The sequence below is a fragment of the Desulfocurvus thunnarius genome (assembly GCF_055390965.1).
Genome location: NZ_AP042411.1, coordinates 3,050,451 through 3,074,843, shown reverse-complemented (window position 1 = coordinate 3,074,843; position 24,393 = coordinate 3,050,451). Strand labels below are relative to the sequence as shown.

Genomic DNA, 24,393 nt, shown 5'->3' with positions numbered 1-24,393 from the left:
TTCACCCCGCCCGGGCAACATCCGGACCGGATTCCCCGCCCGGCCCGCCCCGCCCGCGCCCGGCGGCGACGCATACGGGCGACAAAAAAGCGGGGGGCCGAAGCCCCCCGCTGTGGTTCGCATTGCGCCCGCAGGGCCTAGAATCCGCCGTCGATGAGCAACGGGCTGTCCTCCAGGTCCTCCAGGAACTTGTCGGGCTTCTCGGGCTGCTCGGGCACGGCAATGTCGCAATCCATGTAGCGGCGGTAGCCGGTACCGGCGGGAATCAGCCGACCGACGATGACGTTCTCCTTCAGGCCGCGCAGGCTGTCGGCCTTGCCCATGAGCGAGGCTTCGGTCAGCACCTTGGTGGTCTCCTGGAAGGAGGCTGCGGAGATGAAGGAATCCGTGGTCAGCGAGGCCTGGGTGATGCCCAGCACCAGCGGCTCGGCCACGGCGGGCTTCATGCCCATCTTGAGCACCTTGCGGTTCTCTTCGCCGAAGCGGTACTTGTCCACGTGCTCGCCGGCCAGGAAGCTGCTGTCGCCCGGGTCGAGGATGTTCACCTTGCGCAGCATCTGGCGCACGATGATCTCGATGTGCTTGTCGTTGATGGTCACGCCCTGGAAGCGGTACACGTCCTGGATTTCCTCCACCAGATAGTTGGCGAGGTGCTTCTCGCCCTTGATGGCCAGGATGTCGTGCAGCTCGGGGTGGCCTTCGGTCAGCAGTTCGCCCGCCTCCACGAAGTCGCCCTCGGTGACGGTGATGTGCTTGCCCTTGGGGATGAGGTATTCGCGCGGGTCGCCGACCTCGGGCGCGACTATGATCTTGCGCTTGCCCTTGCTCTCCGGGCCGTAGGACACGATGCCGTCGATCTCGGAGACCACGGCCAGGTCCTTGGGCTTGCGGACTTCGAACAGCTCGGCCACGCGGGGCAGACCGCCGACGATGTCCTTGGTCTTGGAGGTTTCGCGCGGCTTGCGGGCGATGATGTCGCCCGCGCCGATGGCGTCGCCGTCCTGAACCATGAGGATGGCGCCCACGGGCAGCGGATAGTGAGCCTTGGTGCCCTGGGAACCGGGGCGCAGCTTCACCTCGCCCTTCTCGTCCACGATGGCGATGCTGGGTTTGAAGTTGGTGGTACGGTACTCCATGATGGTCAGGCTGGTGCGCATGGTGGCGTCGTCCAGGTTCTCCTGGACGGTCTTGCCTTCCACGATGTCGTTGAAGCGCACGGTGCCTTCCACGTCGGAGACGAAGGGCTCGTTGAAGGGGTCCCACTCGGCCAGCACGGTGCCCTTGCGGATCTCCTGCCCGGCCTCCACGTGGAGCACGGCGCCCGAAGGCAGCACGTACTTCTCGCGCTCGCGGCCCTCGTCGTCCACCACGCCGACCTGACCGGACTTGCCCATGACCATGGCCCGGCCGTCCTTGTTCTTGACGATCTTCACGCGCGACAGGATGACCCGGCCGCTGTGCTGGGCGATGTGCGAGGACTGCTCGACTTCCTTGGAGGCCGTGCCGCCGATGTGGAAGGTGCGCATGGTCAACTGGGTGCCGGGCTCGCCGATGGACTGGGCGGCGATGATGCCCACGGTTTCGCCGACGTTGACCACGTGGCCCCGGGCCAGATCGCGGCCGTAGCAGGTGGCGCACACGCCGTGCTGGCTGCGGCAGGTCAGGCCCGAGCGGATGGTCACCGAGCTGACGCCCGCCTTCTCGATTTCCTGAGCCAGGGTTTCGTCGATGAGCCCCCCGGCGGGCACGATGACCTCGCCGGTCTCGGGGTTGGTCACGGGATGCAGGGCCGTGCGGCCCAGCACGCGCGCCGAGAGCTTCATCTTGATGTCGCCGGCCTTGATGAGGTCGCCGACCTCCAGGCCGTCCACGGTGCCGCAGTCGATCTCGGAGACGATCACGTCCTGGGCCACGTCCACCAGACGGCGGGTCAGGTAGCCGGAGTTGGCCGTCTTGAGGGCCGTGTCGGCCAAGCCCTTTCGGGCGCCGTGGGTGGAGATGAAGTACTGGAGCACCGAGAGGCCTTCGCGGAAGCTCGACGTGATGGGCGTCTCGATGATCTCGCCCGAAGGCTTGGCCATCAGGCCGCGCATGCCCGCGAGCTGACGCATCTGGTCCACGTTGCCTCGCGCGCCGGAGTTGGCCATCATGAAGATCGGGTTGAAGCTGGAGTTCTTCTCCACCTTGCCGCTCTTCTCGTCGGTGATCAGATCGACGGACATCTCCTGCATCATCTCGCGCGACACGTCGTTGGTCGCCTTGGTCCACACGTCGATGACCTTGTTGTACTTCTCCGTGCGGGTGATGATGCCGTCGCGGTACTGGGATTCGATGGTGTCCACCTCGTCGGTGGAGTCCTTGAGAATCGTGTACTTGCTGTCGGGGATGCGCAGGTCCTTGACGCCGACGGTGACGCCCGCGCGGGTGGCGTACTCGTAGCCCAGGTCCTTCAGCCGGTCGCAGAGGATGACCGTGGCCTTGGTGCCCGCGACGCGGTAGGTCTCGCCCACCAGCCGCCGGATGTTGCCCTTGTCCAGCAGGCAGTTGACCATCTCGAAGGGCACCTCGTCGGGCAGCAGCTCGGAGACGATCATCCGCCCGGGGGTGGTGCGCACCAGGCGCCCGTCCAGGCGCACTTCCACGCGCGAGTGCAGCTCGACCACCCCGGCGTCCAGGGCGGCGATGACTTCCCACTTGTCGGAGAAGCTCTTGCCCTCGCCCTTTTCAAAGGAACGCTCGGCGGTGAGGTAATACAGGCCGAGCACGATGTCCTGGCTGGGCACGATGATGGGCGAGCCGTTGGCCGGGGACAGGATGTTGTTGGTGCTCATGAGCAGCACGCGGCACTCGATCTGGGCCTCCACGGACAGAGGCACGTGCACGGCCATCTGGTCGCCGTCGAAGTCGGCGTTGTAGGCCGAGCAGACCAGCGGATGCAACTGGATGGCCTTGCCCTCCACCAGGGTCGGCTCGAAGGCCTGGATGCCCAGGCGGTGCAGGGTCGGGGCGCGGTTCAGCAGGATGGGGTACTCGCGCACCACTTCCTCGAGAATGTCCCAGACCACCAGATCCTCGCGCTCGACCATCTTCTTGGCGCTCTTGATGGTCGTGGCCAGTCCCCGGTCCTCCAGCTTGGAGTAGATGAAGGGCTTGAACAGCTCCAGGGCCATTTTCTTGGGCAGGCCGCACTGGTGCAGCTTGAGCTTGGGGCCGACCACGATGACCGAACGGCCGGAGTAGTCCACGCGCTTGCCGAGCAGGTTCTGGCGGAAGCGGCCCTGCTTGCCCTTGATCATGTCGGACAGGGACTTCAGCGGGCGGCCGTTGGTGCCGGTGATGGCCCGGCCCCGGCGGCCGTTGTCGAACAGGGCGTCCACGGCCTCCTGAAGCATGCGCTTTTCGTTGCGGATGATGATGTCCGGCGCGCCCAGCTCCAGCAGCCGTTTCAGGCGGTTGTTGCGGTTGATGACGCGGCGGTAGAGGTCGTTCAGGTCCGAGGTGGCGAAGCGTCCGCCGTCCAGGGGCACCAGGGGCCGCAGCTCGGGCGGAATGACCGGCACGACCTCGAGGATCATCCACTCGGGCTTGTTGCCCGACTCCAGGAAGGCCTCGACGATCTTCAGGCGCTTGGTCAGCTTCTTCTTCTTGGTCTGCGAGCGGGTGGCCAGGGACTCTTCGCGCAGTTCCACGCGCAGGGCCTCCAGGTTCAACTCCTCCAGCAGGCCGCGAATGGCTTCGGCGCCCATGCCCACCTTCACGGCGTCCTCGCCGTAGTGGTCCATGACCTGATAGTACTGCTCCTCGGAGATGATCTGGTACTTGGTCAGGCTCGTGGCGCCGGGATCGAGCACGATGAAGGAGTCGAAGTACAGGACCTTCTCCAGATCGGCCATGGTCATGTCGAGCAGGGTGCCGATCTTGGAGGGCAGGGTCTTGAGGAACCAGATGTGCGCCACGGGCGCGGCCAGTTCGATGTGGCCCATGCGCTCGCGGCGGACCTTGGAGGCGATGACCTCCACGCCGCATTTTTCGCAGACGATGCCCCGGTGCTTCATGCGCTTGTACTTGCCGCAGTTGCACTCGTAGTCCTTCACGGGGCCGAAGATCTTGGCGCAGAACAGGCCGTCGCGCTCGGGCTTGAAGGTCCGGTAGTTGATGGTCTCCGGCTTCTTGACCTCGCCGAAGGACCACTCCCGGATCTTCTCGGGCGAGGCCAGGGAAATCTGGATGGAATTGAGCATCCGGCTGCCCTGTACGGCGGCCGCGCTCCCTCTCATGGCGAACAGATCATCCAAGGACATTGATCCACCTCGCGAACTTGCTGGTTTCAAATATGGCCATCGCCGGGCGGCTTCGCGAGAGAAGCCGCCCGGCGGGTCGTGACGTTGCTACTGCCGCACCCCGGCGGGTTTCTTCTTCTCGTCGTGGTGCAGGTGCACATCCAGCCCCAGGGCCATCAGTTCCTTGACCAGGACGTTGAAGGACTCGGGCAGTCCGGCTTCGAGGAAGTTCTCGCCCTTGACGATCTTCTCGTACATCTTCACGCGGCCGCCCACGTCGTCGGACTTGACGGTCAGGAACTCCTGGAGCAGGTAGGCGGCGCCGTAGGCCTCCAGGGCCCAGACCTCCATTTCGCCCAGGCGCTGGCCGCCGAACTGGGCCTTGCCGCCCAGGGGCTGCTGCGTGACCAGGGAGTAAGGGCCCGTGGACCGCGCGTGGATCTTCTCGTCGACCAGGTGGTGCAGCTTGAGCATGTACATGGTGCCCACGGTGACGCGGTTCTTGAAGGGCTCGCCGGTGCGGCCGTCGAAGAGCACGGACTTGCCGTCCTCGGGCAGGCCGGCCTTGCCGAGCAGGCCCCAGATTTCCTCTTCCGAGGCGCCGTCGAAGACCGGGGTGCGGGTGACGATGCCGCCGCGCAGGCGCTTGACGGTCTCCACCAGCTCCTCGTCGTCCATGGCGTCCACCAGGGCCGCGACCTCGGCGGAGTCGAAGACTTCCTTGACCTGACGGCGCAGCTCGGCCAGATGCGCGCCCGAGTCGTACAACTCGGCCAACTGGTAGCCCAGCTCGGCGGCGGCCCAGCCCAGGTGCGTTTCCATGATCTGGCCGATGTTCATACGCGAGGGCACGCCCAGGGGGTTGAGCACGATGTCCACGGGCCGCCCGTCGCCGAAGAACGGCATGTCTTCCAGGGGCAGGATGTTGGACACGACGCCCTTGTTGCCGTGGCGTCCGGCCATTTTGTCGCCCACGGCCAGCTTGCGCTTCACCGCGAGGTAGACCTTGACCATCTTGATGACGCCGGGGGGCAGGTCGTCGCCCTCGGTGACCTTGCCGCGCTTGGTCTCGTAGATTTCCTTCACGAACTTGAGCTGGCGGGCGTAGTCGTCCAGCGCCTCGCCGACGGCGTCGTTGACTTCCTTGGCCTTGAACAGCCCGGCCAGCTTCTTGACCGGCACCTCGGCGTAGACTTCCTCGGCGATGACCTGTCCGGCCTCGGCCAGCACCTCGCCCTTCTTTTTGCCGGGCAGGCTCGAGGCGATCTGCTTGCCGCGCACGACCTCCCACAGGCGGCCGCGGGTGGCGTCCTCCAGGGCGGCGGCGTGCTGGGCCTCCTTGCGGTCCAGGCGGGCCAGCTCCCAGTCCTCGATCTCCTTGGTGCGGTCGTCCTTCTCGCCCGAGCGGCGGTTGAAGACCTTCACGTCGATGACCGTGCCCTCGATTCCCGGCGGCACCTTGAGGGAGGTGTTCTTCACGTCGCGGGCCTTGTCGCCGAAGATGGCGCGCAGGAGCTTCTCCTCGGGGGTGAGCTGCGTCTCGCCCTTGGGCGTGATCTTGCCCACCAGGATGTCGTCGGGCTTCACGTTGGCGCCGATGCGGATGATGCCCGAGTCGTCCAGGTTGCGCAGCATCTCCTCGCCGACGTTGGGAATGTCGCGGGTGACTTCCTCGGGGCCGAGCTTGGTGTCGCGGGCGACGAGTTCGAATTCCTCGATGTGCACCGAGGTGAACACGTCTTCCTTGACCACGCGCTCGGAGATGAGGATGGAGTCCTCGAAGTTGTAGCCGCACCAGGGCATGAAGGCCACGGTGAGGTTCTTGCCCAGGGCCAGTTCGCCGTCCTGGATGCCGGGGCCGTCGGCCAGCACGTCGCCCTTCTTCACGCGCTGCCCGGGGACGACGCGGGGCTGCTGGCCGAAGCAGCTATTCTGGTTGGACTTGTGGAACTTGAGCAGGTCGTAGCTCTTGACCCCGCCCGAAGGCAGGCCCAGGCCCTGGCCGTCGTCGTACTGCACCACCACGCGCTCGGCGTCGGAGAAGTGGATCACGCCGTCGCCCTGGGCCAGCAGGCAGGCGCCGGAGTCGCGGGCCACGGTCAGCTCCATGCCGGTGCCCACGATGGGCATCTCGCTGCGCAGAAGCGGCACGGCCTGGCGCTGCATGTTCGAGCCCATGAGGGCGCGGTTGGCGTCGTCGTGCTCCAGGAAGGGGATCAACGCGGCGGAGATGGACACGATCTGGCTGGGCGAGATGTCCATGAGGGTGATTTCCTCGTTGGGCATCAGGGTCGGATCGCCGGACACGCGGGCGTTGACCAGCGGGTTGACGAAGCGGTTCTCCTCGTCCAGCAGCGCGTTGGCCTGGGCGATGACCTCCCCGGCCTCCATGGAGGCGTCGAGGTACTTGATCTCGTCGGTGACCTGCCCGCCGCGCACGATGCGGTACGGCGTCTCGATGAAGCCGAAGTCGTTGACGCGCGAGTGCGTGGTCAGGGAGACGATCAGGCCGATGTTCGGGCCTTCGGGCGTCTCAATGGGGCAGATACGCCCGTAGTGCGACACGTGCACGTCGCGGACCTCGAAACCCGCGCGCTCGCGGGTCAGGCCGCCGGGGCCCAGGGCCGACAGGCGGCGCTTGTGGGTCACTTCCGACAGCGAGTTGGTCTGGTCCATGAACTGCGAGAGCTGCGAGGTGCCGAAGAACTCCTTGAGCACGGCGGCCACGGGCTTGGGGTTCACCAGATCGTGGGGCATGAGGGTCGCCACTTCCTGGAGGCTCATGCGCTCCTTGATGGCCCGCTCCATGCGCACCAGACCGATGCGGTACTGATTCTCCACCAACTCGCCCACGGGACGCACGCGGCGGTTGCCCAGGTGGTCGATGTCGTCCGCCGGGCCGCGGGTGTCCTTGAGCTTCACGAGGTGGCGGATGGCCCGCAGGATGTCCTCGTTGGTCAGGGTCTTGTGGTCCAGGGGCAGGTCGAGGCCCAGGCGCGAGTTGAGCTTGTAGCGGCCCACGCTGGACAGGTCATAATAATCCGCGTTGCGGAACAGGTTCTCGAAGAAGGTGGCCGCGATCTCGGGAGTCGGCGGTGAACTGGGCCGCAGGCGGCGGTAGATTTCGATCTGCGCGGCGGTGGTGTCGGCGATCTTGTCCAGCATCAGCGTGTCGCGCATGGAGGACGACCGGTCCGCGCCGCGGGTGTAGAGCACGGGGATGCGGGTGATCCCGGCGGCCTCCAGGCGCTCGGCCAGCTCGGAGGACAGCGCCTCGGCAGCCGAGGCCAGCACCTCGCCGGTCTTGGGGTCGGCCAGATCCTGCGCCAGGAACAGCGTCTCCATCTGCCCGGGGTCGACTTCGTAGCACTCCACCTTGTTCTTGAGGAACAGCTTCCACACGCGCTTGTTGATGGGCTTGCCCGCGCCAACCAACAGCTCGCCGCCCGGGGCCGTCACGTCGGCGTAGGCGGTTTCCTTGCTGAAAAGCTCCTCGGTCACCTCGCGCAGCAGGCGACCCTTGTCCAGGCGGTAGTATTCCGTCTCGTAGAAGTAGGCCAGGATCTCGGCACTGGTCATGCCCATGGCCTTGAACAGGATCGTGGCGGGCATCTTGCGGCGGCGGTCGATGCGCACGTGCAGGATGTCCTTGTGGTCGAAGTCGAAGTCGAGCCACGAGCCGCGCATGGGGATGACGCGGCAGCTATAGAGCACGCGGCCGCTGGAGTGGGTCTTGCCCGAGTCGTGCTCGAAGATGATGCCCGGCGAGCGCTGGAGCTGGTTGACGATGACGCGCTCGGTGCCGTTGATGATGAAGGTGCCCTTGTCGGTCATCAGCGGCAGGGTGCCGAAATAGATGTCCTGCTCCTTGATGTCGCGGATGGTCCGGCTCTGGGTGTCCTCATCCACGTCATAGACCACCAGGCGCACGGTGATGCGCACCGGGGCCTCGAAGGTCAGGCCCTTGGAGATGCACTCCGCCTCGTCGTACTTGGGGGTGCCGATGTCGTAGCTGACATACTCCAGGCTGGCGGTCTTGTTGAAATCCTCGATGGGGAACACCGAGCGGAACACACCCTCCAGCCCCTCGTCGCGGCGTCCGGCCGGGGGCAGGTCAAGCTGCAGAAAGCGGTGGTAGGAATCCACCTGGAGGTTGAGCAGGTTGGGGACGGGATGCTTCGAGGCGATCTTGCCGAATTTCTTCGTAAGCTGGACCATCTTTCCCTCTCAGACGGAGATATTTCAACCAAGGCCCTGGAGCTGGCACGCAGTCGCCCAGGAGCGGAACTAGCGGCGAATCAACCGGTTATACGGAAAAAAGGAAAGCGCCCAAGCCCTGAGCGCCAAGCGGAGGACGCACCTGTGCCACCACAGTGCAGCCAAGAAACATGACCTTGCTGTCGTTTCATATCTTGATAGTGGAGGCCCGATGCACACGACACGAAGAGGGCAGAGATACCCCAGGGCAAGACAAAGGGCAAGAAAAAAATTTCACGGCGTGCCGATTTTAAAAAGTGACGGAGCGCAGCGCCCTGGCGAGGCGCTGCGCTCCGGGATTCCCCCAGGGGGAAACGACTACTTGACTTCGACTTCGGCGCCGGCTTCTTCGAGCTGCTTCTTGGCCTCGGCGGCCTCGTCCTTGGACACGCCTTCCTTGATGGAAGCCGGGGCGCCGTCGACCTTCTCCTTGGCCTCCTTGAGGCCCAGGCCGGTCAGGGCGCGCACGGCCTTGATGACGGCGATCTTGTTGCCGCCGGCGTTCTTCAGGATCACGTCGAACTCGGTCTTCTCTTCCTCGGCGGCAGCCTCGGCGCCACCGGCGGCGGGCATGACGGCCATGGCCATGGCCGGGGCGGCGGCGGACACGCCGAACTTCTCCTCCAGCTCGGAGATGAACTGGGAAAGCTCCAGAACGGTCATGTTGGCGATGAATTCGACAACCTGCTCTTTGGTAACGTCAGCCATTGTCTTGTCTCCTTAAAGTGCTTCGGCTCGTGATGGCTCGAAAAAATGTTGCTGGGACGGGACCGGGAACCTACGCGGCTTCCTTCTGTTCCTTGATGGCGGTAAGCGCATACAGGAACTTCCGCTGCAGGTTCGCAAACAGACACACGAAGTTCGTGGGCACGGCGTTCATGGTGCCGAGCAGCCGCGCAAGCAGTTCAGGCTTGCCGGGCAGCTTGGCCAGTTCCTTCACGCCCTCGGCGTCGAGGAACTTGCCCTCCAGGCTGGCGAAGCGGAACTCGAATTTCTTGTTCTTCTTCGCAAACTCGGAGATGGTTTTCGCCGCGGCCACCGGGTCTTCGTAGCCAAAAGCAACAGCGCAGTTCGCCTTGAGATGGTCCTTCAGCACCTCGTGCGGGCCGCCCTCCATGGCAATGCGGGCCAGGGTGTTCTTCACAACCTGGTACTTGACGCCCGCCTTGCGCAGTTCGACGCGCAACTCAGTCAGCTCTTCGACTTTGAGGCCCTGAAAGTCCGTCACGATGGCGATGCTGGCGCCGTCCGCCCTGGCTTTCAGATCGCTGATGATGTCAGCTTTCTGTGCCCTGTTCACCGCATTCTCCTTGGACTAAGGGTTCAAACCGAAGCCGAGCCAAAGCATGGTCTCGACGGGAAATTAAGGGGCAAGGCCCCACCCGTGTTCTCCGACTCGTCTTCTCCACACATCGACCCGGCACCCGTGGCGTCGGGCCATATCGTCACCGCCCGCCCCCACGAGGGGACGGGCGGTTGCGATCGTCGCTCTCCGCTAGCCCTCGAGGAACTTGCGGATGCTCAGGGGATCGACCTTGACGCCGGGGCCCATGGTGGTGGCCACGGTCAGGGTCTTCATGTAGGTGCCCTTGGCCGAGGCGGGCTTCAGGCGGTTGACCTGCTCGATGAGGGCCTTCAGGTTGTCCAGCAGCTTGGCCGGACCGAAGGACACCTTGCCCACCGGGGCGTGCAGCACACCGGCCTTGTCCACCTTGAACTCGACCTTGCCGGCCTTGAGCTCGGACACGGCCTTGCCGATCTCGAAGGTCACGGTGCCGGTCTTGGCGTTGGGCATGAGCCCGCGCGGGCCGAGCACGCGGCCGATCTGGCCGACCTTGCCCATCATGTCCGGGGTGGCGACGGCCTTGTCGAAGTCCAGCCAGCCGCCCTTGACCTTGTCGATCAGCTCGTCGCCGCCCACGAAGTCGGCTCCGGCCTCGCGGGCCTCGGCTTCCTTGTCGCCCTGGCAGAAGGCGGCGATGCGCACCGTCTTGCCCAGGCCGTGGGGCAGCGACACCGCGCCGCGCACCATCTGGTCGGAGTACTTGGGATCGACGCCGAGGTTGATGGCGACATCGACGGTCTCGTCGAACTTGGCGAAGGACGACTCCACGGCCAGCTTCATGCCGTCGGGAAGCTCATACTTGACGGCGGCGTCGATGGCCTTGGTGGCGTTCCTGAATTTCTTTCCGTGTTTGGGCATAGTACTGGTCCTCTACTCGATAACGTCGATACCCATGCTGCGGGCGGTGCCGGCGATGGAACGCGCGGCGGCGTCAATGTCCTTGGCCGTCAGGTCGGGCATTTTCAGCTCGGCGATTTCGCGGACCTGGCTCATGGTCACCTTGCCGACCTTGTTGCGGTTCGGCTCGCCGGAGCCCTTGTCCAGCTTGGCGGCCTTGAGCAGCAGCACCGGCGCCGGGGGGGTCTTGGTGATGAAGGTGAAGGAGCGGTCCGCGAAGGCGGTGATCTCCACGGGGATGATCATGCCCTTCTGCTCCTGGGTCCGGGCGTTGAACGCCTTGCAGAACTCCATGATGTTCAGACCGTGCTGACCCAGAGCGGGACCGACCGGCGGAGACGGGTTGGCCGCCCCTGCGGGAATCTGGAGCTTGATTTTCGCCAAAACTTTCTTGGCCATTGTTACACCCTCGAATCGTTTATCAGCTTAAGAAATCCCGGTTCCAGGACCGCCCGGCTAGCCCTTGCTGACCTGGACGAAATCCAGCTCAACAGGGGTCTGCCGCCCGAAGATGGACACCGAGACGCGCAGTTTGCCCTTGTCGTAGTTGACATCCTCGACAACGCCGTTGAAACCGGAGAACGGCCCGTCGATGACGCGCACCTCGTCGCCGCGCTCGAACTTGAACTTCGGCCGGGGCTGCTCCTGGCGCTGTTCCATCATGCGCAGGATCTTCTCGGCCTCGCTGTCGCGCATGGGCGCCGGGCGGGACTTGCCGCCCACGAACCCCGTGACCCGCGAGATGGACTGCACCAGGTGCCAGGATTCGTCCGTCAGAACCATCTTGAGCATCACGTAGCCCGGATAGAACTTCCGGGTCGAAGTCTTCTTCTCCCCCTTGACCAGCTCGATGACGCGCTCGGTGGGCATGACCACCTCTTCGATCTGGCCCTTGTCCTGACCGGTGCGCATCATTTCGCGGATGGTCTGCTCCACGCGCTGCTCGAAGCCCGAGTAGGTATGCACGATATACCAGCGCGCCTTGGGGGTGGATTGGATCTCTTCAGTCATGCGACGCTCGCTTGCGGCCGGGCCGCGCTAGGAAAGAATGGCCCCGATGGCCTTGGCCAGGCCGAAATCCACAAGGCCCAGGAACAGGGACATGAAGACGACCATCACCAGCACCGCGATGCCGGTGGCGACGGTCTCCTTGCGCGTGGGGAAGGTGACCTTCTTCATCTCGGCCACGGACTGGTCGAAGAACTCGCGCAGTTGCTGGATCTTCCCCGGTTCCGCCTGGGGGGCCTTGCCAGCCTTGGACCCCTTGACGGGCTTGGCGCTCTTGGCGGCGTCCTGGGCGGGCTCGGCGTTCTGTGTTTTCTGGTTCGCCATGGGTTTCCTTCCGAAAGGGAAAAAAAGTGGCAGGGCAGGAGGGATTCGAACCCCCAACATCCGGTTTTGGAGACCGGCGCTCTAGCCGTTAGAGCTACTGCCCTGCATCGTATGGAGCCTCGGGTTGGAATGCGGGGCCGAGGCGTACCCGGCCCCGCACACTATCCCTCTTGAAGTCTCCTGTCTACGAGCACGTTATGTACGTCCCCGCAGACCGGCCCCTTACTTGGACTCCTTGTGCACGGTATGCTCTTTGTCGAACGGGCAGTACTTCTTCAGTTCAATACGGCCCGTGGTATTCTTCTTGTTCTTCATCGTCGAGTAGTTGCGGCGCTTGCACTTGGTGCAGGCCAACTGGACCTTGACTCGCATGATTTACTCCACGATCTCGGAGACGACGCCCGCGCCCACGGTGCGGCCACCCTCACGGATGGCGAAGCGCAGGCCGAGCTCCATGGCGATGGGAGCGATCAGCTCGACGTTGAACGTCGCGTTGTCGCCGGGCATGACCATCTCGACGCCCTCTTCCAGGGTCACCACGCCGGTCACGTCGGTGGTGCGGAAGTAGAACTGCGGACGGTACCCGCTGAAGAACGGGGTGTGACGGCCGCCCTCGTCCTTGGAGAGCACGTACACCTCGGCCTTGAACTTCGTGTGCGGGGTGATCGACCCGGGGGCCGCAAGCACCTGCCCGCGCTCCACCTCGTCGCGCTTCACGCCGCGAAGCAGGGCGCCGATGTTGTCGCCAGCCTGGCCCTGGTCCAGCAGCTTGCGGAACATTTCCACACCCGTGCAGGTCGTCTTCACCGTCGGGTGGATGCCGATGATCGCCACTTCGTCGCCGACCTTGATGATGCCGCGCTCCACGCGACCAGTCACCACGGTGCCGCGCCCGGAGATGGAGAACACGTCCTCGATGGGCATCAGGAACGGCCTGTCGATGTCGCGCTGCGGCTCGGGAATGTAGGAATCGCAGGCGTCCAGCAGCTCCAGGATCGGCTTGACCGCGGGGTCGTCCACCGTGTCGGCCTCAAGCGCCTTCAGCGCAGAGCCCAGGACCACCGGAATCTCGTCGCCCGGGAAGTCGTACTTGGACAAAAGCTCGCGGACCTCGAGCTCCACCAGCTCCAGCAGCTCCGCGTCGTCCACCATGTCGCACTTGTTCAGGAACACGACCATGGACGGCACGCCCACCTGACGGGCGAGCAGGATGTGCTCGCGGGTCTGCGGCATCGGGCCGTCGGTGGCCGCCACGACCAGGATGGCGCCGTCCATCTGGGCCGCGCCGGTGATCATGTTCTTGATATAGTCGGCGTGACCGGGGCAGTCCACGTGCGCGTAGTGACGCTTGTCCGTCTCGTACTCCACGTGCGCCGTGGCGATGGTGATGCCGCGCTCCTTCTCCTCGGGGGCCTTGTCGATCTCGTCGAAGGCCACGAAGGCGCCGCCGCCACGCATGGCGGCGATCTTGGTGATCGCGGCGGTCAGGGTGGTCTTGCCGTGGTCGATGTGACCAATGGTGCCAACGTTGACGTGAGGCTTCTTGCGCTCGAATTTCGCCTTACCCATTTCGGTCTACCCCCGTACGGTTACGGTTCGAAATAGTTACATGTTGAAATATGGAGCCCACGAGCAGAATTGAACTGCTGACCTCGTCCTTACCAAGGACGCGCTCTACCTACTGAGCTACGTGGGCCGACTCAAAAAAACTGGAGGGGGATCTGGACGGCGGGAAATGGAGCGGGAAACGGGACTCGAACCCGCAACCCTCAGCTTGGAAGGCTGATGCTCTAGCCAATTGAGCTATTCCCGCGATGGATGCAGTCCAGCGGCGGACCCGTGGTCCGCCTCCTACAGTCTCTATTCGCGTCTCGTGGTGGTGGGGGGAGGATTTGAACCTCCGAAGGCGTTCGCCGACAGATTTACAGTCTGTTCCCTTTGGCCACTCGGGAACCCCACCAACGTTCATGTCAAATTGGAGCTGGCGATGGGACTCGAACCCGCAACCGGCTGATTACAAATCAGCTGCTCTGCCATTTGAGCTACGCCAGCCAGCTCGCTTGCGACGGCGTCGAGCGCCGCCGGGATTCGGGTAACTATACGCCCCGGACTGAAACGTCAAGCAAAAATTCCGCGGGCGTGCGTCCCTGTCCGCCCCCGGGCGGGCCCCGCCCGGGAACGAGGGGCAGGCTTACGTCATTTCCGCGCGAGGGGCAAGGACATTTCGCACCCCGCCGCCATTCGGGCGTAAAAAAGCGAGCCGCCCGCCCTCCCCTGCGGGAAAGCGGGCGGCATGGCGCGCGCGGCCAGACCCGGACCGGGCGCTCAGGCCGGGGCCACGGCCACGGCGGCGGCGTGGGCCGGGACGGCCTCGCGCACGGCGTGGGCCCCTTCGGCCAGGGTCACGGTCCGCAGGCAGGTGGCCGCATTGTCCATGAGCAGGCGCAGGAACTCGTTGTTGAAGGCATGGCCAGAGCAGCGCACCTCGAAGTGCCCCCACAGGGGCAGCGGGGCCACGGCCATGTCGCCGATGAAGTCCAGCACCTTGTGGCGCACGAATTCGTCCTTGTAGCGCAGCCCCTCCTGGTTGACCACGCCGTATTCGTCCAGGACCACGGCGTTCTCCAGGGAACCGCCCAGGGCCAGGCCGCCGCGGTGCAGGGCCTCCACCTCGGAGAGGAAGCCGAAGGTCCGGGCCTTGGCCACGCGGCGGGCGAAATTCTCGGGGGTCAGGTCCAGGCGCAGGGTCTGGCGCCCGATGAGCGGGTGGTCGAAATCGATGAGGTAGTCCACGCGGAAACCGTCGAAGGGCTCCACGCGGATGCGCTTGTCGCCGTCCTTGTGCTCGAAGGCGCGGGTCACGGCCAGCACGCGGCGCAGGCGGTTCTGTTCCTGGAGGCCGGCCGAGCGCAGCAGGTAGACGAAGGACCCCGCGCTGCCGTCCATGATCGGCACCTCGTCGCCCTCGGTTTCGACCACGATGTTGTCGATGCCCAGGCCCCGGATGGCGGCCAGCAGGTGCTCCACGGTGCGCACGCTGCCGTCGCCGTTGCCCAGGGTGGTCGCCAGCCCGGTGCCCACGACATGGTCGGGGTCGGGCACCAGGCGCTTGACGCCCTGGGAGGCGCGCAGGTGGAAGACGATACCGGTGTCGGGTCCGGCGGGATGCAGCTCGAGGCCGACCCGGCCGCCCCCGTGCAGGCCGATGCCGGAGCAGCGGACGGATTTGGCGATGGTGGTCTGGTTCATGCCCCGCCCACAGCAAGATTCATGCCGAGAGGCATAAGCACGTAACCATTTGAAAATACTTGTTGTTAAAAAATCTCTAGAGCCCTGTTTTGTTTTCTGCACACAACAACCGTTGTTTTCGGCACACGCCCCGGGCCGGGCAACGGGCCTGCGGGCCGGGGCAAAACGCGGATCGCCCCCGGCCCCACCCTGCCCCGCCCGCCGGCCCACAGCGGGGGCGAAAGGCGTCCCGCCGTGGCGGACCGGATGTTCCGGGCCCCGAGCCGGATGCGCGGGGTGCGCCTCGGGCATCGCGCTGAGCCCCCCGCCCCCCGCCACGGACAGCGGCGCGCGGCCCGGGGAAACCCGGCGGGACACACCGACGACGCGGAAACAACGACTTCGGGAAAGGCCTCGCGCACGCCTCGGCAAGGCCGGGCGCCCCCGGAGGAAGCCGGACAAGGCCGGGCGAAGAGGGGAGGCATCGCCGAAGCCGCCGCATGCGCCCCGCACGGGCGGTGCCGCAGGGCAGACGCGGGCCCGGGGCGGCCCGGACCGGTGCCCCAGGAACCGCCGCCCCCCGGCGCATCCGGCCCGGGCACTGGCGGTCCGCCCGTGCGCACCCCGGCGGTTCAGGCCCGGCGGGCGGCGACCACGCGGTCCAGTCCGGCCAGATCGGGCAGCACGCGCACGTCCGCGAAAACGCCGCAGCCGTCCACGATGGCGCGCACCGCCGCGCCCTGCTCGCAGCCGATCTCGGCCAGCAGAATCCCGCCCGGCCGCAGGGCCTCGGCGGCCCGCGGCGCCAGGGCGCGGTAGCACTCCAGGCCGTCCGCCGCGCCCCCGGCGGCGGGGACGGCGGGCACCAGGGCCGAGCGCGGCTCGAAATCGCGCACTTCGGCGGGGGTGTGCAGATAGTCGGCCTGGCTGACGTAGGGCGGGTTGGCCAGCACGAGGTCCAGGGCGCCCGGGGCGGCGAAGGGCCGCCCGAAGTCGGCGCGCAACAGGAGCAGCCGCCCGGCCACGCCGTGCCTTCGGGCGTTGCCCCCGGCCACGGCCAGGGCGGCGGCGCTGGCGTCCAGGGCCAACCCGCGCGCCGCCGGAAAACGACGGGCCAGGGTCACGGCCAGACAGCCGCTGCCCGTGCCCAGGTCGGCGAAGACCAGGGCCGCGTCGCGCGAAAAGAGGGCTTCGGCCTGTTCCAGCAGGTGTTCGGTTTCCGGGCGCGGCACGAGCACGGCGGGGCCGACCTCGAAGTCCAGCCCGTAGAACTCGCGGCAGCCGGTGATGTAGGCCACGGGCTCACCCCCGGCCCGGCGGCGCATCAGGGCCCGCGCGCGGGCGGCTTCGGCGGGGGTCAGGGCCCGGGCGCGCGACAGCAGCAGGTCGTGGCGCTCCAGGCCCAGGGCGTGGGCCGCCAGCACCTGGGCCGACAGGCGCGGACTGTCCACGCCCGCCGCCGCAAGCAGCGCCTCGGCCTCATGCAGGAGCGCGCCCACGGTGGCCCCTGCCGCGGCGGGCCCGCCCGGGCTCATGCGTCGGCCTGGTGCTTCAGGGCCTCGGCCTGGAAGTGAGTTATCAGCGCCTCCACCAACTCCTGCATGTCGCCCTGGAGGATTTCCTCCAGGCGGTACAGGGTCAGGTTGATGCGGTGGTCGGAAACGCGGCCCTGGGGGAAGTTGTAGGTCCGGATGCGTCCGGAGCGGTCGCCGCTGCCGACCTGGGCCCGGCGCGCGTCGGACATTTCCTTGTCGGCCTTGTCCTGCTCGATCTGGAACAGGCGCGAGCGCAGCACCTTGAGGGCCTTGGCCTTGTTCTTGTGCTGGGATTTCTCGTCCTGGCAGATGACCACCAGCCCCGTGGGCAGGTGGGTCACGCGGATGGCCGAGTCGGTGGTGTTCACGCTCTGGCCGCCGGGGCCCGACGAACGGAACACGTCGATGCGCAGCTCCTCGGGGCGCAGCTCCACCTCGACCTCCTCGGCCTCGGGCAGGATGGCCACGGTAACGGCGGAGGTGTGGATGCGGCCCTGGGATTCCGTGGCCGGGACGCGCTGCACGCGATGGATGCCCGACTCGTACTTGAGCTGGCTGTAGACCTTGTCGCCGGAGATGTTGGCGATGATTTCCTTGAAACCGCCGGTGCCCGTGTCGCTGGAGCTCAGAACCTCCAGGCGCCAGCCCTTGGTTTCGGCGAAGCGCGAATACATGCGGAAGAGGTCCGCCGCGAAGAGCGCGGCCTCTTCGCCGCCGGTGCCCGCGCGGATTTCGAGGATGATGTTCTTGTCGTCCAGCGGGTCCTTGGGCAGCAGCAGGATGCGCAGGCGCTCTTCCAGCCTGGGCAGGTTCTCGCGGATTTCGTCGGCTTCGGCCCGGGCCATCTGGCGGATTTCCGGGTCCGGGTCGTCGAACATCTCGCGGTTCTCGGCCAGGTTGCGGTCCAGGGTCCGGTATTCGCGGAAGGCGCGCACGATCTCGCCCAGGTCCGAGTGGGACTTGGTGAGCTTGCGGTAGCGCTCCTGGTCGTCGAACACCGAGGGGTCGGCAAGCTGCGCTTCCAACTCCTCGTATTTCTTTTCGATGCTTTCCAGCTTGGCGAACATGGGCGGCCCTCCCGGGCGGACTTATTTGTCCACCGCGCCCTTGAGGGCGGCGATGGCGACCTCAAGCTGCTCGTCGTCGGGCTCGAAGGTGGTCAGGCGCTGCAACATGAGCCCGGGCCAGCACAGGGCCCGGCACGCGGCCGTCTCGGCCCGGCGCGCGGTGAACTTGATCAGCTCGAAGGACACCGCCGCCACGGGCACGAGCATCAGGAACTTGGCCCCGATGACGTAGGCCTGCTTGAGCACGGCGCCCTGGGGCGCATACAGCGCCAGCAGCCCCGGAATGAGCACCGCGTGCAGCACGATGGACAGGGACAGGACGAAAAGCAGGAACGCCGTGCCGCAGCGCGGATGCAGGCGGCTGTAGTCCCGGGCGGTTTCGGGGGTCAGCTCGCAGCCGCTCTCGTAGGCCCAGATGACCTTGTGCTCCGCGCCGTGATACTGAAAGACGCGGCGGATGTCGGGCAAAAGCGAAATGGAACTGATGTAGGCCAGAAAAATCCCGAGCTTGAAGAAGCCGTCCCAGACGTGAAAGCTCAGGCTCTCCGTGCCGCCGCCCAGGCCGAGATAGGCCGCGCCCAGGGAGAACAGGTGCGGCACCACGACGAACAGCCCCAGGGCCAGGGCGATGGAAACGCTCACCGTGAGCGCCAGGGCCCACGGCTTGATCTCCTCCTCGCCCTCGTCCAGGCTGACCTGGGCCGACCAGTTCAGCGACTTGATGCCGTTGACCAGCGTTTCCAACAACACAGGGAAACCGCGCAGGAACGGGCGCTGCAACACCGGCGCCGAGGTCAGGGAAAACCAGGGGCGCGTCTCCAGGTGGATGGAGCCGTCGGGCTTGCGCACGGCGATGGCCAGCCGCTCGCGGTTGCGGATCATGACCCCTTCCATGACCGCCTGCCCGCCCACGGCGGGGGCGGCGGCCAGGGGCAAAGTCACGGCCCGCAGCACGGCGCGGCGCACGGCGCCGGGCGCGCTCTGGTTCAATGGCTGTTCCATGGCTGTTTTCCTGCCCGGGAGGGCGCGGGGCGGCCACGAAAAAACGCCCCCGCAGGACACGGGTCCGCAGGGGCGGAAATCGTGCGGGAAGGCCCCGCCGAGCGGGCTACTCGCCCTTTTCGAACTTGGCGTACTTCTTGCGGAACCGGTCGATGCGGCCGGCGGTGTCCACGAAGCGCTGCTTGCCCGTGAAGTAGGGGTGGCAGTTGGAGCAGATTTCGACCTCGACCAGGTCGCCCTTGGTGGACTTGGCCTGGATCTCGAAACCGCACGCGCAGCGGATGGTGGACTCGAACGTCTTGGGATGGATATCGCTTTTCATGGTCGTGCCTCCACAAAGTATCGGAAAAGGCGGGTTACATACCCCGGTCGCGGGGGCTTGGCAAGCATTTTCGCCCGGCCCCGCCCGGAGCGGCCCGGAGCGGCTTCCCTTGCCCGGGCAACTCGTGTACATAATGATTCATTCCCTCTCTGGCAAGGGGCAGGCACCCTGCCCCGGGCCGAATGAACCCGGAGGCCCCCCATGTACACCCTCGTCCTGCTGCGCCACGGCCAAAGCCGCTGGAACCTGGAAAACCGCTTCACCGGCTGGACCGACGTGGACCTGAGCCCCCAGGGCCGGGAGGAGGCCCGGGCCGCCGCGCGCCTGCTGCTGGCCGAGGGGTTGGATTTCGATCTCTGCCACGCCTCCTTCCTGCGCCGGGCCATCGACACCCTGTGGACCGTGCTGCGCGAGATGGACCGCATGTGGCTGCCAACGCAGCTTTCCTGGCGGCTGAACGAACGCCACTACGGCGCCCTGCAGGGCCTGGACAAGGCCGAAACCGCCGCGCGCTACGGCAAGGAACAGGTCTTCGCCTGGCGGCGCAGCTACGACGTGCCCCCGCCGCCCCTGGAGCCCGGCGATCCGCGCGACCCCGGGCGCGACCGGCGCTATGCGGACCTCGCCCCGGCGGAACTGCCGCGCGGCGAAAGCCTGAAGGACACGGTGGCCCGCGTGCTGCCCTATTGGGAGCGGGTCATGGCGCCGCAGGTGCGCCGGGGCGGGCGGCTGCTGGTGGCGGCCCACGGCAACAGCCTGCGCGCCCTGGTCAAGCACCTGGACGGCATGGGCGAAGAGGAGGTCGCGGCGCTGAACATCCCCACGGGCATTCCCCTGGTCTACGAACTGGACGCGAACCTGGCCTCCCTGGGGCGGCGCTACCTGGGCGACCCCGAGGCCGCCGAACGCGCGGCCCGGGCCGTGGCCGACCAGGCGGGCGGGGCCCCGGGCGCCGGGCGGGGCTGACGGCTTCCCTTTGGACTTCGGCGGGGTTTTCTGTATGCTGCCCGCGACGCGGATCGCCGCCCCGGCCCCTTCACCCCAACCACGCGCGCACGCATGACGCCCCGCCCCCCCTCCAGCACGCAAGCCCCCGGCGAGGCCGCAGCCCTGCTGCGCCGCCTGGACGACCTGACCCGGCGCGGCCCCCGCGAACGCCGCGAGCGCCGCGAACGCGAGGACACGACGCGGCTCGTCGACGCCCTGGCCGCCCTGCCCGGCCCGGAAGGCGAAGCCGCGCGCACCCGGGCGGCCCTGCTCCTGGCCGGTGCGTGCCATGCCGGAGCCGAGGCCGAAACCGCCGACTTCCACGCCGCCCTGCTGCCGCGCCTGGGGCCGACGGCCGCGCCCGCCCTGGTGGCGGTGCTGCTGCGCGCCCAGGCCGACGACCCGCGCCGCAAGCCCGACCTCGCCGAAGCCGCCGGGCCGCTGCTGCCCCACGTCCTGACCCTGCTGCTGGGCGGGGAGCACCCCCTGCTCCTCCCCCTGCGCGATCCGGCCCTGGCCGCCCTGCCCCGGCTGGCCGAACTGTCCGCCGGGCAGGCCGGAGCCTTCCTGGACGCCGTGGACGCCCAGGGCCTGGACGTGCCCTGGGCCGTGGCCGAAGCCCTGCGCACCGGGCCCTGGGGCGAGGCGGTGCGCGCCGCCCTGGCCGAGGCCGTAGAGCGCATCGGCCACGGCCAGCGCCCGGCCCGCGAGCTGGCGGGCGTCATCGCGCGCCACGCCGTGCTGGGCCTGCCCGCCTTCGCCGCCGAGTTGCTGCCCGTGCTGGAAACGCGCCACGCCCCGACCCTGCTGGCGGCCCTGCCCGCCGCGTTGCGCTGCCGCCCGGGGCGCGACGCCCGCCTGGCCGTGGCCGCCGCGCGCACGGCCCCGCATCCCGACCGGCGGGTCAAGGCCTGGGCCCTGGCCGTGCTGGCGACCTGCGCGCCCAAGGGCCAGGGCAAGGCCCTGGCCGGGCTGGCCGCCAAGGACCCGGCGGCGGCCACGGCTGCCCCCGCCCTCGCCCTTCTGCTGCCGCGCGGCGAATACCTGGCCTGGGCCAAGGCCCGGGGCGGCGCGCGACAGGCCGCACCCGCCGCTTTCGCCGCCCTGGCGGCCCTGGCGCCGCAGGCCCTGCGCGCCCTGCTGCCCGCCCTGGCCCGGGGAGCCCACGGCGCGGGCGCCGCCCGCCTGGGCGCCCGCCTGCCCGCCGTCCAGGAACCTCCGGACTGCGACGCCGATGCCGAGGCCGCCGCATGGCGCCCCACGCCCCCGGCCGCCCGCTCCGGGAACGGCTCCGGTGCCGGACAGCCCCCCAGGGCCGGGCGCGACAGGAATTCCCTGCTCGCCCGCCTGGGGGCCGACCAGGGCCTGAGCGTGCGCTTCGACGGCCAGGACGGCGACCCGGGCGACCTGCGCGGCGCAAAGGGCTCGCCGGTTTACAGCCGACGAACCCTGCGCGGCGCCGACTTTTCCGGCGCCTTCCTGGACGGCGCCCGCTTCGAGGACTGCACGCTGGACGGCGCGGCCTTCGCGGGCGCCCTGCTGCGCGGGGTGCGCTTCACGCGCTGCACCCTCACGGACTGCGACCTCTCGGGCTGCCGGATGCACGGCTGCACCCTGGAGGACCTGCGCCTGGAGCGTTGCGACCTGCGCGACGCGCTGCTGTGCGACTGCACCCTGGCCGTGGCCGACTGCGACCGCTGCGCCATGCGCGGGCTGCGCCTGCATCGCGCGGCCCTGGCCAGCGTGCGCTGCGCGGCCTGCGACATGGCGGACCTCGCGGCCCACGGCGGCGCCCTGGCGGGGGTCGAACTGGTGCTGACCCGGGCCCCGGGCGCGCGCCTGGACGGCGTGCGCCTGACGGGCCTGACCCTGGCGGGCACGGCCCTGGGCGGAGCCCGGGCCACGGCCCCCACGGCCTGCGCGGCAACGCCGGGGCTGCCGACCGACCACCCGGGCCTGCTGCGCCTGGAGGACGAACATCTGCTCGCCGGGGCCGTGGCCCTGGCCGCCCAGGGCCCGCCCCCGGCGCCGGAGCTGGACCCCGAGGAAACCGCCGCCGCCGCCACCCTGGTGGACGCGTGGCTCCAGGCGCGGGACCAGCGCGCCGCCCTCGCGGCATTCCTGACCGACAACCGGCGCCGCGAGAGCTGGTGCCGCCACAAGCTCGGGCCGCAACGCGCGCGCTTCTACCGCCTGGCGCCGCTGCTGCTCCAGGCCGGAGCCCTGCCCGCGCCCGAGACGCCCGAGGCACGCGAAGCGCCCGACGCGGACGGGCCCCCCGGGGCCCCCGCGTCTCCGGGCGGGCCCGGAGCCGCCGCCACGCCCTCGCCCGCCAAGGCCCCCGACACCTCCCGCGCCGCCCCGGCCTTCCGGCTGGCGGGCTACACGCCGGACTACACCACCCTGGCCGAGGCCCGGGAGCTGTTCCCCGGGCTGGACGCCCCGGGCGCAACGGCGCAGGACGCCCCGGCCCCCGTGTCCATCGAGGGCCTGTACACCATCGGCAGCACGGGCACCGCCGCCCAGACGCCGACCTCGGACCTGGACTACTGGGTCTGCCACGACGCCCGGGGCCTGACCCCGGCCCTGGCCGAGGCCCTGGCCGCGCGCCTGGAACGCATCGAGGTCTGGGCCGCGCGGACTTTCGGCCTGGAAGTCCATTTCTTCGCCATGGACCTGGAGCGCGTGCGCCGCAACAATTTCGGCTTCAGCGACCAGGAGAGTTCCGGTTCGGCCCAGGCCATGCTGCTCAAGGAGGAGTTCTACCGCACGGCGGTGCGCGTGGCGGGCAAGGCGCCGCTGTGGTGGCTTACGCCGCCGGGAGCCGACGACAAGGCCTACGAGGCCGCCCGGCGCCTGGCCGCGCGCGGGCCCCTGGCCGCCGGGCTGGCCGACCTGGGCAACTTGGCGGACATTCCGCCCGGCGAATTCTTCGGGGCATCCCTGTGGCAGGTCGTCAAGGCGCTGACCAGTCCGTTCAAATCCATCATGAAATTCGGGTTATTGGAAAAATATATCGCCCCGGATGCCACAGGCCGGGGCACGCTGCTGTGCGACCGGGTCAAGGCCGCCCTGCTGGCCGGGCGCACGGCCCTGGCCGACGCCGACCCCTACGTGCTGCTGCTGCGCGAGGTCAGCGACCATTACGCCCGGGCCCGGGAGAAGGACGCCCTGACCCTGGTGCGCCTGTCGTTCCTGCTCAAGAGCAAGGTGGCCGAGGTCTGCGCGCCGGGCGCCACGCTCCTGCGCGCCGAAGACGCCCAGCTCCGCGCCATGTTTCAGGACGAGCAGGCCCGCCTGGGCACGGGCGGGGCCTGGTCCTTCCGGCGCCTGGAGCACGTGGGCGGGCTGGTCAACGCCTTCATCGTGCGCACCTACACCCGCGTGCGCGAGCTGCGCCCCCGGGGCGACGACGTGTCCATCACCCCCGAGGATTTGACCAAACTCGGCCGGCGCATCTCGGCCAGCTTCTCGCGGCGCAGGCACAAGGTCGAGCACGTGCCCTTCCTGGCCATCGGCGGCAACACCTTCCGCATCCTGCACTTCCAGGCCCGCCAGCGCACGGCGGGCCGCCCGGCGGGCTGGGAGGTCCAGGGCGCCCAGGAAGTGGCGGGGCGCGACCGGCTCCAACTGGCCGACCTGCGCAAGGGCGAGGATCTGGCGGGCATCCTGGTCTGGCTGGCCTGCAACCGCCTCTTCGTGCCCGACATGGAGGTCCGCGCCGACTACTCCATCTCGCCGGTGACCGCGCGCGACCTGCACGCCCTGCTCCGGGAACTGACGGAATTCTTCCCGCCCGAGGCGACTTTCAACACCGACATCGGCGAAATGCTGCGCCCCGAACGCATCGTGCGCGCCTTTTTCATCCTGAACCTGGTCCAGCCCCGGGAGCAGGCCGCCCTGCGCGAGGTCAGCCTCGTCTACAGCACCAACTGGGGCGAACTGTTCTGCCGCACGGTGCCCGTGGAGCGGGCCGACCTGCTGCTGGCCGACCCGGGGCGCTTCCTGCTGGCCCACGCGGACCAGGGCGGCCCGGCGCCCACGGTCATCGGCAGCTTCGCGCCCGACCGCGCGAGCTGCCCGCGCCTGCGGCCCTGACGGCGGCGCCCCCGGCCCGGGCCGGGTTTTCCCGGCGTTGCGC

The 24,393-nt window shown here is 68.0% G+C and carries 17 protein-coding genes and 5 tRNA genes; 2 read left to right on the top strand and 20 right to left on the bottom strand.

Features of this window, described 5'->3' with window-relative positions; genetic code table 11:
* Nucleotides 1-137: 137 nt before the first annotated feature.
* The 20 genes from rpoC to rpmE form a co-directional block, all read right to left on the bottom strand.
* Nucleotides 138-4,301 carry a DNA-directed RNA polymerase subunit beta' gene (gene rpoC, locus ACZ5KV_RS13430; protein WP_464239810.1) on the bottom strand — a complete coding sequence of 1,388 codons (4,164 nt, stop codon included), beginning with the start codon at nt 4,299-4,301 and terminating at the stop codon, nt 138-140.
* 87 nt (nt 4,302-4,388) lie between these two features.
* A complete protein-coding gene (gene rpoB, locus ACZ5KV_RS13425; RefSeq protein ID WP_464239809.1) occupies nt 4,389-8,498 on the bottom strand; it encodes a DNA-directed RNA polymerase subunit beta in 4,110 nt (1,369 codons plus the stop codon).
* Between the two features lie 357 nt (nt 8,499-8,855).
* Nucleotides 8,856-9,245: a 50S ribosomal protein L7/L12 gene (gene rplL, locus ACZ5KV_RS13420; protein ID WP_464239808.1), complete on the bottom strand. Its 390-nt coding sequence runs from the start codon at nt 9,243-9,245 to the stop codon at nt 8,856-8,858.
* A 70-nt stretch (nt 9,246-9,315) separates the two neighbouring features.
* Nucleotides 9,316-9,837: a 50S ribosomal protein L10 gene (gene rplJ, locus ACZ5KV_RS13415; RefSeq protein ID WP_464239807.1), complete on the bottom strand. Its 522-nt coding sequence runs from the start codon at nt 9,835-9,837 to the stop codon at nt 9,316-9,318.
* A gap of 195 nt (nt 9,838-10,032) precedes the next feature.
* A complete protein-coding gene (gene rplA / locus ACZ5KV_RS13410) occupies nt 10,033-10,740 on the bottom strand; it encodes a 50S ribosomal protein L1 (protein ID WP_464239806.1) in 708 nt (235 codons plus the stop codon).
* A 12-nt stretch (nt 10,741-10,752) separates the two neighbouring features.
* Nucleotides 10,753-11,178 (bottom strand): 50S ribosomal protein L11, encoded by a 426-nt coding sequence (rplK, locus tag ACZ5KV_RS13405; RefSeq protein ID WP_464239805.1) that lies wholly within the window; start codon nt 11,176-11,178, stop codon nt 10,753-10,755.
* A gap of 57 nt (nt 11,179-11,235) precedes the next feature.
* A complete protein-coding gene (gene nusG / locus ACZ5KV_RS13400) occupies nt 11,236-11,790 on the bottom strand; it encodes a transcription termination/antitermination protein NusG (RefSeq protein ID WP_464239804.1) in 555 nt (184 codons plus the stop codon).
* Nucleotides 11,791-11,817: 27 nt separating this feature from the next.
* Complete coding sequence (secE, locus tag ACZ5KV_RS13395) at nt 11,818-12,111, bottom strand: preprotein translocase subunit SecE (protein ID WP_464239803.1); 294 nt, start codon at nt 12,109-12,111, stop codon at nt 11,818-11,820.
* A gap of 27 nt (nt 12,112-12,138) precedes the next feature.
* Nucleotides 12,139-12,215, bottom strand: a tRNA-Trp gene (locus tag ACZ5KV_RS13390).
* A gap of 118 nt (nt 12,216-12,333) precedes the next feature.
* A complete protein-coding gene (gene rpmG / locus ACZ5KV_RS13385; protein WP_291498722.1) occupies nt 12,334-12,483 on the bottom strand; it encodes a 50S ribosomal protein L33 in 150 nt (49 codons plus the stop codon).
* 3 nt (nt 12,484-12,486) lie between these two features.
* Nucleotides 12,487-13,680: an elongation factor Tu gene (tuf, locus tag ACZ5KV_RS13380; RefSeq protein WP_464239802.1), complete on the bottom strand. Its 1,194-nt coding sequence runs from the start codon at nt 13,678-13,680 to the stop codon at nt 12,487-12,489.
* Between the two features lie 51 nt (nt 13,681-13,731).
* Nucleotides 13,732-13,807 (bottom strand) — tRNA-Thr (locus tag ACZ5KV_RS13375).
* A gap of 40 nt (nt 13,808-13,847) precedes the next feature.
* Nucleotides 13,848-13,924, bottom strand: a tRNA-Gly gene (locus ACZ5KV_RS13370).
* 61 nt (nt 13,925-13,985) lie between these two features.
* Nucleotides 13,986-14,071: transfer RNA gene (locus ACZ5KV_RS13365), tRNA-Tyr, on the bottom strand.
* A gap of 16 nt (nt 14,072-14,087) precedes the next feature.
* Nucleotides 14,088-14,163, bottom strand: a tRNA-Thr gene (locus tag ACZ5KV_RS13360).
* 273 nt (nt 14,164-14,436) lie between these two features.
* The gene (lpxC, locus tag ACZ5KV_RS13355) at nt 14,437-15,360 is read right to left on the bottom strand and encodes a UDP-3-O-acyl-N-acetylglucosamine deacetylase (protein WP_464239801.1); all 924 of its coding nucleotides are present in this window, start codon (nt 15,358-15,360) and stop codon (nt 14,437-14,439) included.
* Between the two features lie 611 nt (nt 15,361-15,971).
* Nucleotides 15,972-16,838 (bottom strand): peptide chain release factor N(5)-glutamine methyltransferase, encoded by an 867-nt coding sequence (prmC, locus tag ACZ5KV_RS13350; RefSeq protein WP_464239800.1) that lies wholly within the window; start codon nt 16,836-16,838, stop codon nt 15,972-15,974.
* Nucleotides 16,839-16,870: 32 nt separating this feature from the next.
* Complete coding sequence (prfA, locus tag ACZ5KV_RS13345; RefSeq protein ID WP_464239799.1) at nt 16,871-17,941, bottom strand: peptide chain release factor 1; 1,071 nt, start codon at nt 17,939-17,941, stop codon at nt 16,871-16,873.
* 21 nt (nt 17,942-17,962) lie between these two features.
* Nucleotides 17,963-18,943 (bottom strand): DUF1385 domain-containing protein, encoded by a 981-nt coding sequence (locus ACZ5KV_RS13340; RefSeq protein WP_464239798.1) that lies wholly within the window; start codon nt 18,941-18,943, stop codon nt 17,963-17,965.
* Between the two features lie 106 nt (nt 18,944-19,049).
* The gene (gene rpmE, locus ACZ5KV_RS13335; protein WP_464239797.1) at nt 19,050-19,265 is read right to left on the bottom strand and encodes a 50S ribosomal protein L31; all 216 of its coding nucleotides are present in this window, start codon (nt 19,263-19,265) and stop codon (nt 19,050-19,052) included.
* Between the two features lie 201 nt (nt 19,266-19,466).
* Here rpmE and gpmA point away from each other — a divergent pair, with 201 nt between their 5' ends.
* Both gpmA and ACZ5KV_RS13325 read left to right on the top strand, forming a co-directional pair.
* Entirely contained in the window at nt 19,467-20,231 is a 765-nt protein-coding gene (gpmA, locus tag ACZ5KV_RS13330; RefSeq protein WP_464239796.1) for a 2,3-diphosphoglycerate-dependent phosphoglycerate mutase, read from the top strand.
* Between the two features lie 93 nt (nt 20,232-20,324).
* Nucleotides 20,325-24,350 (top strand): class I adenylate cyclase, encoded by a 4,026-nt coding sequence (locus ACZ5KV_RS13325; RefSeq protein ID WP_464239795.1) that lies wholly within the window; start codon nt 20,325-20,327, stop codon nt 24,348-24,350.
* The last annotated feature ends 43 nt before the right edge of the window (nt 24,351-24,393 follow it).

Coding starts and splice junctions, on each gene's coding strand:
- rpoC (WP_464239810.1), bottom strand. CDS start 4,301: ATGTCCTTGGATGATCTGTTCGCCATGAGAGGGAGCGCGGCCGCCGTA.
- rpoB (WP_464239809.1), bottom strand. CDS start 8,498: ATGGTCCAGCTTACGAAGAAATTCGGCAAGATCGCCTCGAAGCATCCC.
- rplL (WP_464239808.1), bottom strand. CDS start 9,245: ATGGCTGACGTTACCAAAGAGCAGGTTGTCGAATTCATCGCCAACATG.
- rplA (WP_464239806.1), bottom strand. CDS start 10,740: ATGCCCAAACACGGAAAGAAATTCAGGAACGCCACCAAGGCCATCGAC.
- rplK (WP_464239805.1), bottom strand. CDS start 11,178: ATGGCCAAGAAAGTTTTGGCGAAAATCAAGCTCCAGATTCCCGCAGGG.
- nusG (WP_464239804.1), bottom strand. CDS start 11,790: ATGACTGAAGAGATCCAATCCACCCCCAAGGCGCGCTGGTATATCGTG.
- secE (WP_464239803.1), bottom strand. CDS start 12,111: ATGGCGAACCAGAAAACACAGAACGCCGAGCCCGCCCAGGACGCCGCC.
- rpmG (WP_291498722.1), bottom strand. CDS start 12,483: ATGCGAGTCAAGGTCCAGTTGGCCTGCACCAAGTGCAAGCGCCGCAAC.
- tuf (WP_464239802.1), bottom strand. CDS start 13,680: ATGGGTAAGGCGAAATTCGAGCGCAAGAAGCCTCACGTCAACGTTGGC.
- lpxC (WP_464239801.1), bottom strand. CDS start 15,360: ATGAACCAGACCACCATCGCCAAATCCGTCCGCTGCTCCGGCATCGGC.
- prfA (WP_464239799.1), bottom strand. CDS start 17,941: ATGTTCGCCAAGCTGGAAAGCATCGAAAAGAAATACGAGGAGTTGGAA.
- ACZ5KV_RS13340 (WP_464239798.1), bottom strand. CDS start 18,943: ATGGAACAGCCATTGAACCAGAGCGCGCCCGGCGCCGTGCGCCGCGCC.
- rpmE (WP_464239797.1), bottom strand. CDS start 19,265: ATGAAAAGCGATATCCATCCCAAGACGTTCGAGTCCACCATCCGCTGC.
- gpmA (WP_464239796.1), top strand. CDS start 19,467: ATGTACACCCTCGTCCTGCTGCGCCACGGCCAAAGCCGCTGGAACCTG.
- ACZ5KV_RS13325 (WP_464239795.1), top strand. CDS start 20,325: ATGACGCCCCGCCCCCCCTCCAGCACGCAAGCCCCCGGCGAGGCCGCA.